Raw genomic sequence first — 17,925 nt, forward strand, 5'->3', positions numbered from 1 at the left:
GCCAGCGTTCGTCCTGAGCCAGGATCAAACTCTCCATAGAAAGTTTTCTCACTAGCTTTCACGCTTCTGTTTCGTTCAGTTTTCAAGGAACATTTGTTTTGTTATTCATAAGCGACTCTTATAATATAGCATTTGTAATTACATCTGTCAACAACTTTTTTATATTTTTTTCGCTGCCAACAACAACTTTGTTGCCAACAACAGCTTTTCTAAAATATCAAATTCACGCTCAAAAGTCAATAAAAAAAGCGGCATTCCATCATGTGGAATCCCGCTCTTTTATAACTACTCTCTTAAGAATAAGAAATAGAGGATAAAGATCACAAATAAAACGTATAAAATCGGATGGACTTCTTTTGAACGACCTTTTAAAACCATTGTAATCGGATAGAAAATAAATCCGATCGCAATTCCAGTGGCAATACTGTAAGAAAGCGGCATGGTAATAAGCGTAAAAAATGCTGGAACAGCTACTTCGAACTTTTTCCAATCAATTTCACCAATCGATGAAGCCATGAGCACACCAACAATAATTAGCGCAGGCGCTGTGACAGGTGCTGTAATGACGCTTAATAACGGCGAAAAGAACAAAGCTAATAAGAATAAAATCCCTGTTACAACAGCTGAAAAGCCTGATCGTCCACCTGCTGCAACTCCAGCTGAAGATTCAATATAAGATGTTGTCGTTGACGTACCTAATACAGCTCCGACCATAACAGCTGTAGCGTCCACAAGCAGCGCTTTTCCTGCTCTCGGAAGTTTATTGTTTTTCAATAACCCCGCTTGATTGGCAACGGCAAGCAACGTTCCTGTCGCGTCGAAAAAGTCAACAATAAAGAATGTTAACACAACAGCGATCATTTTTAATGTGAAAATTTGATCTAAATGCTGCAAAGCAACACCGAATGTCGGTGAAAGATCTGGTACAGCACCTACCACTTTATCTGGCACTTCAATCAATCCAAAAATCATGCCGGTGATGGCTGTGATGACCATTCCGTAAAAAACGCCGCCATGTACACGTTTCACCATTAAAATGACCGTAACAAATAAACCGAAAATCGCAAGCAATGTATTTCCGTTTTTAAAATCACTTAAGCCGACCAGCGTTGCTGGATTATCAACGATAATCCCTGCATTTTGGAAACCGATAAACGTGATAAATAATCCAATACCCGCTCCGACTGCATACTTTAAATCAAGTGGAATCGCCTCAATAATTTTCTCCCGAATCCCTGTTAACGTTAAAATCGTGAAAAGAATTCCTGAAACAAATACGCCCGCTAACGCCGTTTGCCACGGAATATTCATATGCAGAACAACCGTAAACGCAAAAAACGCATTTAATCCCATTCCAGGCGCTAACGCAATCGGATATCGCGCTAAGACCCCCATTAAAATCGAACCGTATGCTGCCGCAAGCGCCGTCGCAACAAACACCGCTCCTTGATCAATTCTTAATTCATTCGGAAAATCTTTTACTGCTCCTAACGAAAGAACGAATGGGTTTACGAATAAAATATAGGCCATGGATAAAAACGTGGTTAATCCAGCAATAATTTCCGTACGATAATTCGTTCCAAGCTCATCAAATTGAAAATACTTTCTCATCTCTCTATGTCCCTCCTATTTGTTGTAATCAAAAGAAAAACGCTTCTAGCAAACTACCAGAAGCGTTGACTATGATGAATAATGAGCATAGGAGAACATAGAGAGGAATCAACAGACTCCTCTCCCCCTGCACATTATACATCGTAGTCAAGCTATTTACGGTAGCTTGGTAGAGACTCTCGGGCCATATTCCCAAGATTATACGATGTATTTTTGCAATATTCGGTTTTACATATACATTCTATCAACCTATTACGCTAAAGTCAACAATAAAGACGAACATTTTTTTATCTATATTTAATTTTGTTCGTTTTTACTCCCATTCAATCGTCGCAGGCGGCTTGCTTGTAATATCATAAACCACGCGGTTCACATGAGGCACTTCATTGACAATTCTTGTTGAAATCACTTCTAACACATCCCAAGGAATTCGAGCCCAGTCCGCTGTCATTCCATCAATGGATGTGACCGCACGAATGGCCACCGTGTAGTCATATGTTCGTGCATCCCCCATTACTCCGACGCTTCGAATGTCAGGAAGAACAGTGAAGTATTGCCAAATTTCGCGATCTAATCCCGCTTTTTTAATTTCTTCACGCAAAATCGCATCGGACTCACGAACAATTTCTAGCTTTTCTTCCGTCACTTCACCAAGCACGCGAATGCCAAGTCCTGGGCCCGGGAATGGTTGACGCCAAACAATTTCATCTGGAATACCTAATTCTTTTCCTAATGCACGGACTTCATCTTTAAACAATGTATTAAGCGGCTCGATTAACTTAAACTTCATATCTTCTGGCAATCCGCCGACATTATGGTGTGATTTAATTGTCTGAGCCGTAGCGGTTCCACTTTCAATAATGTCTGTATAAAGCGTACCTTGGACTAAAAACTCAATTCCTTCTAACTTGGCTGCTTCATCATCAAATACATAAATAAATTCATTACCGATGATTTTGCGTTTTTGTTCTGGATCAGAAACTCCTTTTAACTTGTTAAGAAAACGTTCTTTTGCATCCACTTTAATGACGTTCATGTGAAAACCTTCACGGAAGGTTTTCATGACGCTTTCCGCTTCGCCTTTACGCAACAGGCCATGATCAACGAAAATACATGTTAATTGGTCGCCGATTGCTTTATGAACAAGCACGGCCGCTACGGAGGAATCGACGCCGCCGCTTAATGCACAAAGAACTTTTTTATCGCCAACGAGCTCGCGAATTTTACGAATTTCATTTTCAATAAAATTCCCCATTGTCCAGTCGCCTTTACATTGGCACACATGGAATACGAAGTTTTTCAATAAGTCATTTCCATATACGGAATGGCGCACTTCTGGATGAAATTGAACCGCATAAAACTTTCTTGCCTCATCGCTCATCGCCGCAATCGGACAAGACGGGCTAGTCGCATCCACTGTGAATCCTTCAGGTATTTCCGTTACTAAATCGCCATGGCTCATCCAAACGACTTGTTCATTTGGAAGGTTTTCAAACAACTTAGAAGCATGTCGAACATTGATTGTCGCTTTTCCATATTCCCGATGTGTCGCTTTTTCTACTTTTCCGCCTAAATGATGCGTCATTAACTGCATGCCATAACAAATCCCTAAAATCGGCAGCCCTAATTCAAAAATGTTAGGGTCGCACATAAATGCATTTTCATCGTATACGCTATTAGGACCGCCTGAGAAAATAATGCCTTTTGCGTTCATTGCTTGAATTTCTTCAGCCGTAATCGTATGCGGATGAAGTTCACTATACACGCCAAACTCACGAATGCGGCGAGTAATGAGTTGATTGTACTGACTGCCAAAATCGAGCACAACAATCATTTCTTGAGTTTGCTGCACAAAAATCACCCCAGCTAAAATAATAAAAAGCTAGAATTCACACCTTCACCATAAAAAAGCGAAGGCAGAATTCTAGCAAAATAAAAATAGAATCATCTGCCTTCGTAGTCGGGTGATTTACGGTCACCCGGTAGAGACTCTCGAACCATATTATCGAGGATATACGAAGATCGCGTACCATCATTAAATTTTAATTTATTCTATCAACTCTTTCTGGCACAGGTCAAGGCACGGTCTTTTTTATTAAATTTTCCCATAATTCTTTCATTTTTTCCCATTCAACGTTTGCCTGTTGCTTATAAATCGCTTTTTCATACATATACGTCAGCTTGCTCATGTCCGTCGTACCGAAATATCGATCAACGTATGCGGCGTATTGACGCAACGTTTCTCCTTGTTTTCTTTTTAACCCATAATCTTGTAAATGTTTTAATAAGGCGACATATGCTCTTACAAATGCATCATCGCCATTCTTCCACCGAAACATGAACAATGTCACATACGGCCACCATTTTCGTCTTATTTTATACAACAAGAAAACAACGCCGACACCAACAAAAATCAACCATATCGCTTTTTTCCATGTGAATGCGTTCCATATCGCATGGTCTTTGTCTTTCCAACTCGATGATGTCGTTTGTTCACCGCGAAGCAAATCATTAACAGGAATGCGTGATCGCAACGACTGTGATGGCTGGACAACCTGTTGTTCTTGAGGTAATTGCGGCTGCGTAAAGCGGTACGGATTTGCAAACCCTTGCGTCGGTTCAAATGGAACCCAGCCAACGCCAGAAAAATATACTTCTACCCATGAATGGGCATTTTTGTTTGTAATGGTATATATATTTTTCCCGTCTGCTGTTTTGCCCGTCAGCTGCCCAGCGGTATATCCTTTTACCCAGCGTGCCGGAATGCCAACGGAACGAAGGAGCACAACCATAGATGTTGAAAAATTGTCGCAATATCCTTTTTTCGTTTCAAATAAAAACTGATCGACATAATCATCATTATCACCAGGGACAGCGACATCTGTTGTCTCATAATCAAACCCATTCAACCGAAAATATTGCTCCACCGCTTTTACTTTTTCATATTGTGTTTGCTTTCCATTTGTAATTTTCTCGGCTAACTGGCGAACGCGGCTCGGCAACGTCGCTGGAAGCTGTGTGTATTGAGCAAGAAGCGTATCATTTTGAACAGCAGGCGCATCGTTTAATTGCTCCACTGAAAATATCGGGTGCTCATAAACGATCTCATGCTCGAACAAAGGAAGGGTATTCAGCTGTCGATCAACCGGGTAAATTTTTTCATTGGCCATCTGCAATAGAAATTCGTTTACCTCCAAAGCGTGAACGGCTTTTAATCCTAATGGATAGGCTAAATAATACATCGGTTGTGTCGGCCGAATGATCGCTGTGAATGTTTCTTTCTCCACCCCATCTTCAAACCAGTAATAAATATGATTTTCTTGTTCAAATATATCAGTTACATCATTGTCGGCCGTCTCCCATCCTTTTCCCGTATACACACTTTTTGTTTCCACCCGCCAATAGTGACGCTGTTCATCTTCAACGGTAAAGACGACCGTATCATCTGCAACAAACGGCCCACCTAAACGGGAATCGTTCGTTCCGTATCCGACTTTTTTGACCGTTCCATCAACCGTCTCTTTTCCCGTTCCTTGTTCACTTCCTTTGGCATAACTTTTAATGAACGGAACCGGATCCGGCCATTGTGGAGGAAGCTTCGGCCCAACATACCCCACCACCAAGCATACACTAATCATTCCAATGGAGGCAGCAAGCCACCGTTTCCATTGTTTCGCCCCGCCAATCCGTTCGTCAACGAGCCAATGAAGCAGAAGAAATCCAAGAGTGACGAGCCGAACGATCGCTCCATTGCCGCGAAAAGCAGTAAACGTATCTAATATCGCGACATATGCCACCGTTGCGACATAAAAAACAAATAATCGTTTCCGGACGAACAACCAATAGCGCACGACATATGTCATCATCCATAGCAACACAAAAAACAACAAGCTTCGAAAAACGTTTGTCACTTCGAACCAGCGCGCTTGACGAACGATCGCCACATGATTGATCACGTCTTCTACCAACAAAGGAAGCCACCGAAACGAAAAAAACGAAACATCAAAAAAGAGCGCATTCAACGTGTATGCGATATAACTAACGTTAATCAACGCAACGATTGAAGCGCGAATGCGCAAAAACATGAAAAGAAAACAAAGGCCGACAAACACGATGAACACATTTGCGTTTTGTGTGTCGGAAACCGTTTTAAGTGGAATGAGCCACTCTGCTAAAAGCCAAAACGCAAATAAATAATAAACGCCCACTTTCAGCCGGCTTCCATTCATCATTCACTTCCCACCTTCAACGAAGTATTTATAACATGGTCGGGCGTGACAACGACTGTCGTGACTCTTTTTTTCCGGAGCTGTTCGATCACTTCCTGTTCTTCATTAGACAATGGAGCTCCTTCGTTTTTCATGAAAAATACGACATTGTTCCGACCACGCATCGCCATATGACCAACAGCATAAGCGAGATCTTTAGACAAATAAGAAGTCATGTAACAAAACGAAGCCGAAGCTGGCCATAGCATCGTTTCGTTTGAAATGATGTGCTCAAACGACTTCGCGCTGTCGCACTTCACTTTCGCTAAGGCGTAAAAGAGCCGTTGAAGATGTGCTTCACTATTTTGCGGATGAAAAACGAGGCGATCTGTTCCGATAGCAACAAAGCCCGTTTGAACACCTTTTTTTATATTTGCTCGCACAAATGAAGCTGAAAATGTAACCATCTCTTCAAATAACGGTGTCGGTGTTCGATCAAGAAACAAAACAACATCTTCGTTTTGCTGCTCCTCAAACTCTTTTGTCATCCAATCATTTTTTCTTGCGGATGCTTTCCAATGAATCCATGAAAATCGATCTCCCGGCACATACTCGCGAACGCCGACAGCCATCGTCATATCGCGATGAAGTTGCCAAGGTGAAACAGCACTTCCTTGTTCAAAGCTCTGACTGACTTTCAGCATGTTCATTTCAACATAACGCGGATATACGACCATCGCATGTTGAAGCGGAAACTCCGCTTCTTTGGACACAAGACCAAAAAAATCAGTAATTTTTATACGAATATTCGAGAAAATATGCTCTCCGCGCGGTATGCCACGTATTTCGTATGTAAACGTCAACGTTTTTCTCCCAAATGGAAATACAACCATTTTTTCATCTTTACTCGGTAGTGACTGCGGCCATTCCTCTTCGACGATAAAAGAGATAACAGGAAAGAAAGTCGGCATGTTCATGCGAACAGTCACAACAACCGTTTCTCCGGCATGATAAGACGCTTGGTTAAACGTACGCTCAACGTTCAATGCATGGAGGGGATAAAAGAAAACAACAATGGAGTATAGCCATAGCGGTAAAAAACTATAAAATAAAAACCAGCTCACAAATCCCCCTTGAAACATCGCATACACAAACAGTACCACAAACAAACTAATGATGAGCACACACTGACGAATCGGATTCTTTCGCATACAGATCACTACCTTCGAATCGGCACTGGTGTTTGGGTGATAATGCGAGCGATGACATCTTCCGCAGACAACCCATCAAACTTCGCTTCCGGCTTTAAAATAATGCGATGCGGCAACGCAAAAGACGCCACACGTTGCACATCATCCGGGATGACAAAATCGCGGCCGTATACGAGTGCATGTGCTTGCGCTGCCTTCATAAGAGCAACCGATCCGCGTGGACTCACTCCTAAATAGATGGCTGGGTGTGAGCGGCTTCGTTGCACTAGATCAACAATGTATCGTTTCACATGTTCATCGACATACACTTTTTTCACTTGTTGTTGTAAAGAACGCAATTGTTCAATCGTAACAACGGGCTGAATCTGATCAATCGGCGTTGTTTTTTCCGTACGGTTTAATATTTCAATTTCTTCCGTCATTGATGGGTATCCCATATTCACCTTCAATAAAAAGCGGTCGAGCTGCGCTTCTGGCAATGGATACGTCCCTTCATATTCAATCGGATTTTGCGTAGCCATCACAAAAAAAGGTTGTGGCAGCGGATACGTGATGCCATCGACCGTCACACCACCTTCTTCCATCGCTTCAAGCAAAGCCGCTTGCGTTTTTGGCGACGTTCGGTTAATTTCATCTGCTAAAATGACGTTTCCCATAATCGGACCAGGCTTATATTCAAAATGCATTTGTTTCGGATTATAAACCGATACACCCGTAATGTCGCTCGGCAACAAATCCGGTGTAAACTGAATGCGTTTAAACTGTGCATTCACCGATTTAGCGAGCGCGCGAACAAGCATTGTTTTCCCAACACCCGGAACATCTTCTAATAGCACATGACCGCCAGCTAACAACGCCACAATGCTTAATGTCGTCACTTCTCGTTTTCCAATGATGACTTTTTCGATATTTTCAATCATCGTCGCAATCAAAGGATGGAACGGCTCATATTTCATCTTCTCCAATCTCCCCCATTTTTGTCATATATCGTATCCATTCGACAAATACATCGAAAATCCTTCGAAACAGTCTGTTTAATCCTCAAGCAAAATGTGCTTGTCTACTCTTGCTGGTTTAAAGAGAACGAACTTCATCGTAATATCAAAAAAGAAACGTTTTATTTTATTTGACAACAGACACTTGAAATGATACGGCAGTGACACCGAAACTACTTTCATCTCTTTATAAAATAAAAATACAATTTATTAACACTATGAAATTATCAAAAATATAAAAAACCAAAAATAGTTTTAACTTACAAAATATTATGTATAATTTAGGTAGTAAAGATTAATAATATCCTTTTTATGTTATTATTTAGAAACTTTAAAAGTTCATTGTTAATGCAATAGTTAATAAACTCACCAAGTAACATTTCGTAATTTTCGTGTTCTTAAAACGCCTATCTTCTAAAAATCTTGATATGCGAATTTCAGCAACAAAAAAGGACTACTTCCTATAAAGGAAGTAGTCCTCGACTAGTTCACTTTATTACATCATGCCGCCCATGTCAGGCATGCCTGAGTTGCCTTTGTTTTCTTCTGGTTTGTCAGCAACAACCGCTTCAGTTGTTAAGAACATAGCGGCAACAGATGCAGCGTTTTGAAGAGCAGAACGAGTTACTTTTGTAGGGTCAACGATACCAGCTTCGATCATGTCTACCCATTCACCAGTAGCAGCGTTGAAGCCGATACCTGGTTTTTCAGTTTTTAAGCGTTCAACGATAACAGAACCTTCTAAACCAGCGTTGTGAGCGATTTGACGAACTGGCTCTTCGATTGCGCGAAGAACGATTTTCACACCAGTTGCAACGTCGCCTTCAGCTTCAATTGAAGCAACTTTATTGTATACGTTCATTAACGCAGTACCACCGCCGGCTACGATACCTTCTTCAACTGCCGCACGTGTAGCGTTAAGAGCGTCTTCAATGCGCAATTTGCGTTCTTTCAATTCAGTTTCAGTTGCAGCACCAACTTTGATAACTGCTACGCCGCCAGCTAATTTCGCTAAGCGCTCTTGTAATTTTTCGCGATCAAATTCAGAAGTTGTTTCTTCTAATTGAGCGCGAATTTGGTTGATACGAGCTTGGATGCGATCTTTTGAACCAGCGCCATCAACGATTGTTGTATGTTCTTTTGTAACAACAACTTTAGCAGCGCGACCAAGTGATTCGATTGTTGTAGATTTCAATTCACGACCTAATTCTTCGCTGATTACTTCACCGCCAGTTAAGATTGCGATATCTTCAAGCATTGCTTTACGACGGTCACCGAAGCCAGGAGCTTTAACAGCAACTGCTGTGAATGTACCACGAAGCTTGTTCACAACTAATGTTGCAAGAGCTTCACCTTCTACGTCTTCAGCGATAATTAATAATGGTTTGCCTTGTTGTACAACTTGCTCTAATACAGGTAAGAGGTCTTGAATGCTTGAGATTTTCTTATCAGTGATTAAGATGTATGGATTTTCTAATACAGCTTCCATTTTTTCAGAGTCTGTGATCATGTATGGAGATACATAACCACGGTCAAATTGCATACCTTCTACTACATCTAACTCTGTTGTGAAGCCTTTAGATTCTTCTAATGTAATAACGCCGTCTTTACCTACGCGCTCCATTGCTTCTGCGATTAATTTACCTACTTCTTCGTCAGCAGCAGAAATCGCAGCAACTTGCGCAATAGACTCTTTGCCTTTGATTGGTTTAGAGATTGCTTTTAATTCTTCAACCGCAACCGCAACCGCTTTTTCAATACCTTTGCGGATGCCCATTGGGTTCGCACCAGCTGTTACGTTCTTTAATCCTTCACGGATCATTGCTTGCGCTAATACAGTAGCAGTTGTTGTACCGTCACCAGCTACATCGTTTGTTTTGCTTGCTACTTCAGCAACAAGCTTTGCACCCATGTTTTCAAATGGATCTTCTAATTCAATTTCTTTTGCAATTGTTACACCGTCATTTGTAATTAATGGAGAACCGAATTTTTTCTCTAATACAACGTTGCGACCTTTTGGACCTAATGTAACTTTTACAGCATCAGCTAATTTATCTACACCGCGTAGCATCGCACGACGAGCTTCTTCGCTGAATTTAATTTCTTTTGCCATGGACCATACCCCCTCAACAAATATTTTTTAGTTTAATATTTGAACATAAGTATTAATAAGTATTAAGTATTGAACAGAAAATCTATGATATAAAGCTAAGCGATCGATTAACCAATCACAGCTAAGATGTCGCTTTCACGTAAGATTAAGTATTCTTTACCTTCATATTTTACTTCTGTACCAGCATATTTTGAGAAGATGATACGATCGCCAACTTTAACTTCTGGCGTTACACGCTCACCGCTGTCAAGAACACGGCCTGGACCAACTGCAATAACTTTTCCTTCTTGTGGTTTTTCTTTCGCTGTGTCTGGTAATACAATACCGCTCGCAGTTTTTTCTTCAGTTTGGATAAGCTCAATAACAACGCGATCACCTAATGGTTTTAACACGGCAAACAACCTCCTTAAATAGATTTTCGTTCATCGGATTATTAGCACTCATGATCATTGAGTGCTAACACACTTATTATATTAATGAACTTTTTTCAATTTTGCAAGTAGGAAATTATAAAAAAAATGAAACGATACAAACTTTTTTACATTCCTTCTCTACATTCTCTCTCTCATTATTGCACTCCTTTCGTAAAACATGCAAAAAATGTGTTAAAATAAAAAAGCCACGGATTTTCTAATGAAAAGGGGATTGCTAGATTGAGAAAACAATATTGGTACGTCATTATTACATATGTTATCATGCAGCTGTCTAGCATAGCGGGAGTACCGTTGTTGCTTTATTTTGGAGTAGGGGAAGCGGAAAGTAAAGAAACAGCCATCTCGATCGCTTCGGGTTATTGGGCTGTCATTAGCTTTACGTTCGCCTTCTTTCTTGTTCTTTATTTCATGCGCGCTGATATGAAACCTTCGTATGACCGTGAACGCGCTTCAGTTCCTTCTGCCATTTTGTGGTCGATTGGCGGTTTTTTCTTAGCTTTATTTGCCCAAGGGATTGCGGCAAATATTGAACTGCGCTTATTTGGCATCGAGATGGGATCGGAAAATACGCGCCGCATCGTCGAAATCGTGAAGTTAACTCCTTCACTGATCCTTGTTACGTCGATCATCGGCCCAATTTTAGAAGAACTCATTTTTCGCAAAATTATCTTTGGAACGTTGTACAAAAAATATAATTTTGTCATTGCGGCCACTGTTAGTTCTTTGCTCTTCGCTGTCGTTCATATGGAGCTGGAGCATCTGCTTCTCTACTCCACAATGGGATTTGTGTTTGCGTTTTTATACGTAAAAACAAAACGAATTATGGTACCCATTTTCGCACATGTTATGATGAATACATTTGTCATTATGATTCAAACTTTTTTTGCTGATCAAATTGAAGAAATCATTCGTCAATCAGAACAAATGCAATGGATTTTTTGGGGGCTTATGAAATGAGAACGACATCATTGCGTACAAGTATGTTTTATTTCATCATGGGAACACTTTTTACCTATCTTGCAATCGAAAGTGCACGTGAAGAAATGTGGAGTTTTCCAACCGTTCTCTTAATGATCATTGCCACGTTAGATTTTGGTGCAGCCTTACGTATATTGGCACTCAATTTCACCAACAAGAAAACCTCCCGACGCTGAAGGGAGGTTTTCTATTGGTCATTTGAATAATGTTTTAGAAAATAAACTAATGACTGCAGCTCAACCGCTAAATCAATATGATGAACACGAATGTTTTCAGGAACATTTAAACGCGCTGGCGTAAAGTTCAAAATTCCTTTAATCCCTCTTTGAACAAGCCGATCGGTAATCGGTTGAGCCACTTGTGCTGGAACAGTTAAAATAGCCACGGTGATGTCCCCTAATTTCTCCTCTAGCTCGTCTAAATGATAAACAGGAACACCTCCTACTTCCTTTCCTACCTTTTCTGGGTCGACATCAAAAGCAACGACGATCTTCGTGTTATTATTTTTGCTAAAATTATAATTTAAAAATGCGGTCCCTAAATTACCGACGCCAAACAAAGCGACCTCAGTTATTTCGTCTTGATCGAGTGTTTTACGGAAAAACGACAATAAATAATTAACGTTGTATCCATATCCTTTTTTTCCTAACGCACCAAAATAAGAAAAATCTCGTCGAATCGTTGCTGAATCAACTTTGACAGCTTCACTTAATTCAGCTGAGGATACACGCTGCTTACCAGAAGCATGCAAATTTTTCAAAAAGCGATAATAAAGTGGTAATCGTTTTGCCGTTGCTTGCGGAATTTTTGGTTGTTCATTACTCACGAATCAATCCCCCACATTTCCTTTCAACAAATACTTTCTAGTTAGCGCTTTCATTATTTCTTCATCCACACCATTTATATACCTTCCATTTTAAACTATACACTATTTTTGTCCATCTGTCTTTCTCCTACATTTTTATTATCATTTTTGTCAAATTTGTTATTCAACACCAATGTTGCCGAACACGGAAAAGGTACGCTAAACTATCAACAGAAAAAGAGGTGAATAAAAGCATGATTATTTTACAAGTAAACCAGCTATCAAAATATTTTGGAGCAGAACTTATTTTATCGAATATTAAACTAGAGATACAGGAAAAAGACCGAATCGCTCTCGTCGGCCGAAACGGGGCAGGAAAATCAACATTATTAAAAATCCTTGCGGGTCAAATGTCTTATGACCAAGGTGAAATTATTAAGCCGAAGCATGTTACAATCGGTTATCTCGCTCAAGATACAGGCTTGCAGTCCGACCGTTCCATTTGGGATGAAATGATCGACGTATTTGCCCCGCTTCGACAAATGGAACAGCAATTACGCGATTTAGAACAACAAATGAGCGCTGGACAAGGCAATTATGATCAACTATTAAAACAATACGATCGCTTGCAAGTGGAATTTAAAGAGCGCGGTGGGTATCAATATGAAGCAGATATTCGTTCCGTTCTTCATGGACTCAAGTTTTCTGAATACGACTATTCAACACCCATTTCAACATTAAGCGGTGGACAGCGAACAAGGTTAGCTCTTGGCAAGCTATTGCTTACAAAACCCGATTTGCTTATTTTAGATGAGCCGACGAACCATCTAGATATGGAGACACTCGCATGGCTGGAACAATATTTAAAAAATTATCCTGGAGCGATTTTAATTGTTTCGCACGATCGCTATTTCCTCGATCAAGTAGTAGACCAAGTATATGAAATTTCAAGAACAACGATCAAAAAATATGTCGGCAATTATACACGTTATTTACAACAGCGCGCCGAACAATATGAGCGCGAACTAAAGCTATATGAAAAGCAACAAGAAGAAGTAGCAAAGCTAAAAGATTTCATTCAACGAAATATTGCGAGAGCGTCTACAACCAAGCGTGCCCAAAGCCGCCGCAAACAATTAGAAAAAATGAATTTAATGGAAAAGCCGTTAGGCGATGAAAAATCGGCTTCCTTTCGCTTCGAAATTGAACGTCCAAGCGGAAATGACGTTTTAATAGCTGACAACGTAGCCATCGGCTATCATGATGAAACCATTGCAAGCAACATTCACTTTCGAATCACGCGCGGTGAAAGCATCGCCTTAATTGGACCAAATGGAATTGGAAAATCGACACTTCTTAAAACGATCGTTAAAAAACTGCCCCTCCAACAAGGAGAGTTTCGTTATGGGGCAAACGTGCAAATTGGTTATTACGATCAAGAACAAGCAGACCTTACTTCGAATAAACGCGTATTAGACGAGCTTTGGGACGAAGATCGCCTCAAAACTGAAAAAGAAATTCGCACGATCCTTGGGAATTTTTTATTTTCTGGAGATGACGTGCTTAAGCCTGTTTCAACGTTAAGCGGCGGTGAGAAAGCAAGACTTGCGCTCGCCAAATTGATGATGAAAAAAGCGAATTTCCTTATTTTAGACGAACCGACAAACCATCTTGATCTCGACAGCAAAGAAGTGCTTGAACAAGCTTTAATCGAATACCCAGGAACGATTTTGTTCGTTTCTCACGACCGTTATTTCATTAACCGTATCGCAACAAAAATATATGAACTTTCCGATCATGGCATTATCGAATATCTTGGCGACTATGACTACTATTTAACGAAAAAAGCGGAACTGCTTGAATTAGGACAACTCCCTAAACAAGAAAGCAAACAAAACACTTCTTCATCTACAAAAGTTTCGTACGAACAAGAAAAAGAAGCCAAAAAATTAGAACGACAGCGAAAACGAAAAATTGAAGAGATTGAAAACGAAATCGAACAATTAGAAAAAGAAATTGCAAACAACGAGGAACAGCTATGTGACCCAGCAATCTATCACGATCATGAAAAAGTTCGCGAAATAAACGATACGATTAATCAGTTAAAGCAAAAACTTGAATTATTAATCGAACAATGGGAAAACCTGCAGACATAATACACTACAATAGTAATCAGGACGGAAAGAAAGCTAGCACCTTGGTCGCTAGCTTTTTTTACACAGACATATCCACAGAAAAAATCCTAAAAAATAAGTTATTCACCAACTTTTCCACATTATCCACATTTTTTTGTGGAAAATATGCACATTTTTCTGTGATTAAAACCTTATTATAAAATAAAGTATGCAATCAGTTTTCCACATTATCAACACATTGTGGATAAATATATTCACACCCAACTATTTTTTAAAAAAAAGAAACAGGACATTCCGTAAAGAATGCCCTGTTTACTATGCAAGCTCTAAACTTGGATTCGCATTTAATGCCATCGTCGCTCGCTTTCCTTTTTGAAATAACACCGTCCCTGCTGCCGCAATCATTGCTGCATTGTCTGTACAAAGGAATAAAGGCGGAATCACTAATTCGATCCCATCTAACTGAGACACGCGTTCTTCTAATGCTGCGCGCAATCCACGATTGGCAGCCACTCCACCTGCCAACAATACTTGCTTCACTTGATAATGTTTCGCGGCTTGTACCGTTTTTTCCACCAATACATCGATGACGCTGGCTTGAAAACTTGCAGCCATGTCTTCACGCTTAATGATTTCCCCGCGTTGTTTTGCGTTGTGCAACGTATTAATCACAGCTGATTTTAATCCGCTAAAACTGAAATCATAGGACCCTTCCTCAAGCCACGCGCGCGGCAAATCAATGATTGGTTTTCCTTGTTGGGCAAGGCGATCAATATGCGGACCGCCCGGATAAGGCAAGTCAAGCGCCCGAGCGACTTTATCGTATGCTTCTCCGGCTGCATCATCTCGCGTTTCGCCAATCACTTCAAAGACACCATGTTCCTTCATATAAACGAGCTCTGTATGACCGCCAGAAACAACGAGGGCAAGCAACGGAAACTCCATTTCTTTCACAAGCCGGTTTGCATAAATATGACCTGCGATATGGTGCACGCCAACAAGTGGGAGCTGATGAGCAAATGCAAGCGCTTTTGCCGCGTTCACACCGATTAATAACGCTCCGACAAGACCTGGCCCTTCTGTAACGGCAATCGCATCTAAATCAGAAAAGTTTAAATTCGCTTGTTTCATCGTTTCTTCTAAAACGATCGTCATTTGCTCCACATGATGCCTAGAAGCAATTTCGGGAACGACTCCTCCAAACCGTTTATGACTTTCAATTTGCGAAGCAACGACATTCGCAACAATTTCACGACCATTTTTAACAATCGCTGCAGCTGTTTCATCACAACTTGTTTCAATTCCAAGAACCAATAAATCTTTTTCCATCATAAGTTCACCCACATTACTAAAGCATCTTCTTGATTATCTGGATAATATTGTTTGCGAATCCCGCCATTCAAAAAGCCTAGTTTACGATACAAAGAACGGGCAACTTCATTCGATACACGAACTTCGAGCGTCATCGTTTTCGCTCCAAGTTCCTTTGCTATTTCCATCGCTTTTCGCATGAGCGCTTCACCCAGTTTCATTCCTCGAAACTGTGGAAGCACCGCGACATTCGTAATGTGCGCTTCATCAAGAACGACCCACATGCCACAATAGCCAATAATATTCCCTAAATGCTCCATCACGATGTATTTGGCATAGCGATTATTCGTCAGTTCATGATAAAACGCTTCTCGGCTCCAAGGAACGGTAAAGGAAGCTTGTTCAATGCGGACAACGTCATCAATATCATCTACATTCATAAAACGAAAAGAAACTTCCATTTACTCGTCGACCCTTTCTCTCTGTCGGGCAAGCCAGTTAGCTTCTGCTTCAGCTAAGCGCACATAGTTCGGAACAAACGTATGAACATCTTCACTTTTTCGATTCATTCCTAAAAATGCAAGTTCGCTCGGACGAGGATTGTGCAAAGACGGTGGGGCTACCTGTGCTAAATCACCAAGTTCTTCAATAAATACTTGCTTATGTAACTCGCCATCGCCCCCAATTAATAATACTTTTTGTTGATACTCTTTTAACTGTTTCGCCCATTCCGATGCTAAAACAATTCGATCCTCTTGAATCGTTTCAAGAATCGAATCGCGATATGCATATAAACCTGTATAAATTTGTCCTCGACGAGCATCAAACAGCGGCACAATCAATCCATCAAAGTATTTCGCATTTGCCGCAACGACTTCTAAACTAGATACCCCAACAAGAGGAATTTGCAATGTCCAAGCGAGCGTTTTCGCAATGGTTACGCCGATGCGCACACCTGTATATGACCCTGGGCCTTTAGCGACAACAATTAAGTCTAACTCATTCGGTTTCACATCGCATTCCTGAAGCAATGATTCAATGGCTGGCATAACGCGTACCGAATGGTTTTTCTTCAAATTTGTAATGATTTCTCCTTTAACGGCTTGATCATCGACAATGGAAATTCCCATGACAAAATTGGATGTATCAATCGCTAATACTTTCATTTTTCAACAATCTCCTTACATAACTGTTCATATCGCTCGCCAATTGGTTGAAAAATAATTTTCCGCTGCTGTTCCCCTTCGTGATGAATTCGTACTTTTAGCAATTGCTTTGGAAGGTAAGATTGAATGAGATGAGCCCATTCAACGACCGTCACGCCATCCCCAAAGAAATATTCATCAAATCCTAAGTCTTCTTCCATCTCTTCAAGGCGATAGACATCCATATGATAAAGCGGCAATCGTCCGCGATATTCTTTAATGATCGTAAATGTAGGGCTATTGACATTTCGTTCAATTCCTAATCCTTTGGCTAGCCCTTTTGTGAATGTTGTTTTTCCTGCTCCTAAATCTCCTTCTAATGCAATGACATCTTGCGGTTGTAAGCGCATCGCCAATTGCATGGCAATATTCATGGTTTCTTCTGGAGATTGTGTCACCCATTCATATTGTTTCATGATTTGTCACCCAACTTTAAAAAATAATATAAAAAAGCCCTTAGGATCCATTCCTAAGGAGAAATGACATAACATCTATAAGTTTACAGCAAAAATAAGAATTAGGCAAAAAGTGCATAAAAAAATTACGAAACGTTTCGTTTCGCAACAGGAATGTTATTTGGTTGCGGGGGCAGGATTTGAACCTGCGACCTTCGGGTTATGAGCCCGACGAGCTACCAGGCTGCTCCACCCCGCGACGATGATAAAAATGTAACTCAATTAAATAGAGAAAGCCCGGCAACGTCCTACTCTCGCAGGGGCCCTGGCCCCAACTACCATCGGCGCTGGAGAGCTTAACTTCCGTGTTCGGGATGGGAACGGGTGTGTCCTCTCCGCTATCGTCACCGAGCGAACTTTCATTGAAGGATTCATTCCTTCAAAACTAGATAACAGGCTCTGATGTCTAGCCTCAAACTAGCATCCTCCTCCGTTCCGCTTTCTCCGTCGAAATGCAAGCATTT

General features: G+C 40.7%; 15 protein-coding genes, 1 tRNA gene, 1 rRNA gene and 2 riboswitches. Of the genes, 3 read left to right on the forward strand and 14 right to left on the reverse strand.

Going from position 1 to position 17,925, the window contains the following annotated elements:
- Window positions 1-285: 285 nt before the first annotated feature.
- The 7 genes from EDD69_RS14680 to groES all read right to left on the reverse strand — a co-directional run bounded on the left by EDD69_RS14680 (window position 286) and on the right by groES (window position 10,530).
- Window positions 286-1,611, reverse strand: coding sequence for an NCS2 family permease (locus EDD69_RS14680; protein WP_132949648.1), 1,326 nt, complete (start codon window positions 1,609-1,611; stop codon window positions 286-288).
- A 124-nt stretch (window positions 1,612-1,735) separates the two neighbouring features.
- Window positions 1,736-1,837, reverse strand: a riboswitch (purine riboswitch).
- 87 nt (window positions 1,838-1,924) lie between these two features.
- Window positions 1,925-3,445: a glutamine-hydrolyzing GMP synthase gene (gene guaA / locus EDD69_RS14685; RefSeq protein WP_132949662.1), complete on the reverse strand. Its 1,521-nt coding sequence runs from the start codon at window positions 3,443-3,445 to the stop codon at window positions 1,925-1,927.
- 103 nt (window positions 3,446-3,548) lie between these two features.
- Window positions 3,549-3,650, reverse strand: a riboswitch (purine riboswitch).
- 36 nt (window positions 3,651-3,686) lie between these two features.
- Window positions 3,687-5,843, reverse strand: a complete 2,157-nt coding sequence (locus EDD69_RS14690) for a transglutaminase TgpA family protein (RefSeq protein WP_132949649.1) — start codon at window positions 5,841-5,843, stop codon at window positions 3,687-3,689.
- A complete protein-coding gene (locus tag EDD69_RS14695; RefSeq protein ID WP_132949650.1) occupies window positions 5,840-7,030 on the reverse strand; it encodes a DUF58 domain-containing protein in 1,191 nt (396 codons plus the stop codon). Before EDD69_RS14695 ends, EDD69_RS14690 begins: the two co-directional genes overlap by 4 nt.
- An 8-nt stretch (window positions 7,031-7,038) precedes the next feature.
- On the reverse strand, window positions 7,039-7,986 hold the full coding sequence (locus tag EDD69_RS14700; protein ID WP_132949651.1) for an AAA family ATPase: 948 nt from the start codon (window positions 7,984-7,986) through the stop codon (window positions 7,039-7,041).
- 535 nt (window positions 7,987-8,521) lie between these two features.
- On the reverse strand, window positions 8,522-10,138 hold the full coding sequence (groL, locus tag EDD69_RS14705; protein WP_132949652.1) for a chaperonin GroEL: 1,617 nt from the start codon (window positions 10,136-10,138) through the stop codon (window positions 8,522-8,524).
- A gap of 107 nt (window positions 10,139-10,245) precedes the next feature.
- Window positions 10,246-10,530 (reverse strand): co-chaperone GroES, encoded by a 285-nt coding sequence (groES, locus tag EDD69_RS14710; protein WP_132949653.1) that lies wholly within the window; start codon window positions 10,528-10,530, stop codon window positions 10,246-10,248.
- 261 nt (window positions 10,531-10,791) lie between these two features.
- Between groES and EDD69_RS14715 the strand changes: the two genes are divergently transcribed.
- Together EDD69_RS14715 and EDD69_RS14720 are read left to right on the forward strand one after the other, a co-directional pair.
- Window positions 10,792-11,529, forward strand: coding sequence for a CPBP family intramembrane glutamic endopeptidase (locus EDD69_RS14715; RefSeq protein ID WP_132949654.1), 738 nt, complete (start codon window positions 10,792-10,794; stop codon window positions 11,527-11,529).
- Window positions 11,526-11,726 (forward strand): YdiK family protein, encoded by a 201-nt coding sequence (locus tag EDD69_RS14720; RefSeq protein ID WP_132949655.1) that lies wholly within the window; start codon window positions 11,526-11,528, stop codon window positions 11,724-11,726. Before EDD69_RS14715 ends, EDD69_RS14720 begins: the two co-directional genes overlap by 4 nt.
- Window positions 11,727-11,737: 11 nt before the next feature.
- Here EDD69_RS14720 and EDD69_RS14725 read toward each other — a convergent pair whose 3' ends face one another.
- Window positions 11,738-12,376 (reverse strand): redox-sensing transcriptional repressor Rex, encoded by a 639-nt coding sequence (locus tag EDD69_RS14725; protein WP_132949656.1) that lies wholly within the window; start codon window positions 12,374-12,376, stop codon window positions 11,738-11,740.
- Window positions 12,377-12,609: 233 nt separating this feature from the next.
- Here EDD69_RS14725 and EDD69_RS14730 point away from each other — a divergent pair, with 233 nt between their 5' ends.
- Complete coding sequence (locus EDD69_RS14730) at window positions 12,610-14,511, forward strand: ABC-F family ATP-binding cassette domain-containing protein (protein ID WP_132949657.1); 1,902 nt, start codon at window positions 12,610-12,612, stop codon at window positions 14,509-14,511.
- Between the two features lie 294 nt (window positions 14,512-14,805).
- On the opposite strand, the gene tsaD is transcribed toward EDD69_RS14730, so the two are convergent.
- The 6 genes from tsaD to rrf form a co-directional block, all read right to left on the reverse strand.
- Window positions 14,806-15,819 (reverse strand): tRNA (adenosine(37)-N6)-threonylcarbamoyltransferase complex transferase subunit TsaD, encoded by a 1,014-nt coding sequence (tsaD, locus tag EDD69_RS14735; protein ID WP_132949658.1) that lies wholly within the window; start codon window positions 15,817-15,819, stop codon window positions 14,806-14,808.
- On the reverse strand, window positions 15,819-16,262 hold the full coding sequence (gene rimI, locus EDD69_RS14740) for a ribosomal protein S18-alanine N-acetyltransferase (RefSeq protein WP_132949659.1): 444 nt from the start codon (window positions 16,260-16,262) through the stop codon (window positions 15,819-15,821). Before rimI ends, tsaD begins: the two co-directional genes overlap by 1 nt.
- A complete protein-coding gene (gene tsaB, locus EDD69_RS14745; RefSeq protein WP_132949660.1) occupies window positions 16,263-16,967 on the reverse strand; it encodes a tRNA (adenosine(37)-N6)-threonylcarbamoyltransferase complex dimerization subunit type 1 TsaB in 705 nt (234 codons plus the stop codon). It abuts the gene before it with no gap.
- Window positions 16,964-17,422: a tRNA (adenosine(37)-N6)-threonylcarbamoyltransferase complex ATPase subunit type 1 TsaE gene (gene tsaE, locus EDD69_RS14750; RefSeq protein ID WP_132949661.1), complete on the reverse strand. Its 459-nt coding sequence runs from the start codon at window positions 17,420-17,422 to the stop codon at window positions 16,964-16,966. The genes tsaB and tsaE overlap by 4 nt, the downstream gene beginning before the upstream one ends.
- A 161-nt stretch (window positions 17,423-17,583) precedes the next feature.
- A tRNA-Met gene (locus tag EDD69_RS14755) sits at window positions 17,584-17,660 on the reverse strand.
- Window positions 17,661-17,696: 36 nt separating this feature from the next.
- Window positions 17,697-17,813 (reverse strand): 5S ribosomal RNA (rrf, locus tag EDD69_RS14760).
- Between the last annotated feature and the right edge of the window lie 112 nt (window positions 17,814-17,925).

This window comes from Thermolongibacillus altinsuensis, assembly GCF_004341205.1.
In the GTDB taxonomy this organism is placed as follows: Bacteria; Bacillota; Bacilli; order Bacillales; family Anoxybacillaceae; genus Thermolongibacillus; species Thermolongibacillus altinsuensis.

What these genes read in the sequence shown, in the direction of transcription:
- EDD69_RS14680 (WP_132949648.1), bottom strand. Translation starts at nt 1,611, where the DNA reads ATGAGAAAGTATTTTCAATTTGATGAGCTTGGAACGAATTATCGTACG.
- guaA (WP_132949662.1), bottom strand. Translation starts at nt 3,445, where the DNA reads ATGATTGTTGTGCTCGATTTTGGCAGTCAGTACAATCAACTCATTACT.
- EDD69_RS14690 (WP_132949649.1), bottom strand. Translation starts at nt 5,843, where the DNA reads ATGATGAATGGAAGCCGGCTGAAAGTGGGCGTTTATTATTTATTTGCG.
- EDD69_RS14695 (WP_132949650.1), bottom strand. Translation starts at nt 7,030, where the DNA reads ATGCGAAAGAATCCGATTCGTCAGTGTGTGCTCATCATTAGTTTGTTT.
- EDD69_RS14700 (WP_132949651.1), bottom strand. Translation starts at nt 7,986, where the DNA reads ATGAAATATGAGCCGTTCCATCCTTTGATTGCGACGATGATTGAAAAT.
- groL (WP_132949652.1), bottom strand. Translation starts at nt 10,138, where the DNA reads ATGGCAAAAGAAATTAAATTCAGCGAAGAAGCTCGTCGTGCGATGCTA.
- EDD69_RS14720 (WP_132949655.1), top strand. Translation starts at nt 11,526, where the DNA reads ATGAGAACGACATCATTGCGTACAAGTATGTTTTATTTCATCATGGGA.
- EDD69_RS14730 (WP_132949657.1), top strand. Translation starts at nt 12,610, where the DNA reads ATGATTATTTTACAAGTAAACCAGCTATCAAAATATTTTGGAGCAGAA.
- tsaD (WP_132949658.1), bottom strand. Translation starts at nt 15,819, where the DNA reads ATGGAAAAAGATTTATTGGTTCTTGGAATTGAAACAAGTTGTGATGAA.
- rimI (WP_132949659.1), bottom strand. Translation starts at nt 16,262, where the DNA reads ATGGAAGTTTCTTTTCGTTTTATGAATGTAGATGATATTGATGACGTT.
- tsaB (WP_132949660.1), bottom strand. Translation starts at nt 16,967, where the DNA reads ATGAAAGTATTAGCGATTGATACATCCAATTTTGTCATGGGAATTTCC.
- tsaE (WP_132949661.1), bottom strand. Translation starts at nt 17,422, where the DNA reads ATGAAACAATATGAATGGGTGACACAATCTCCAGAAGAAACCATGAAT.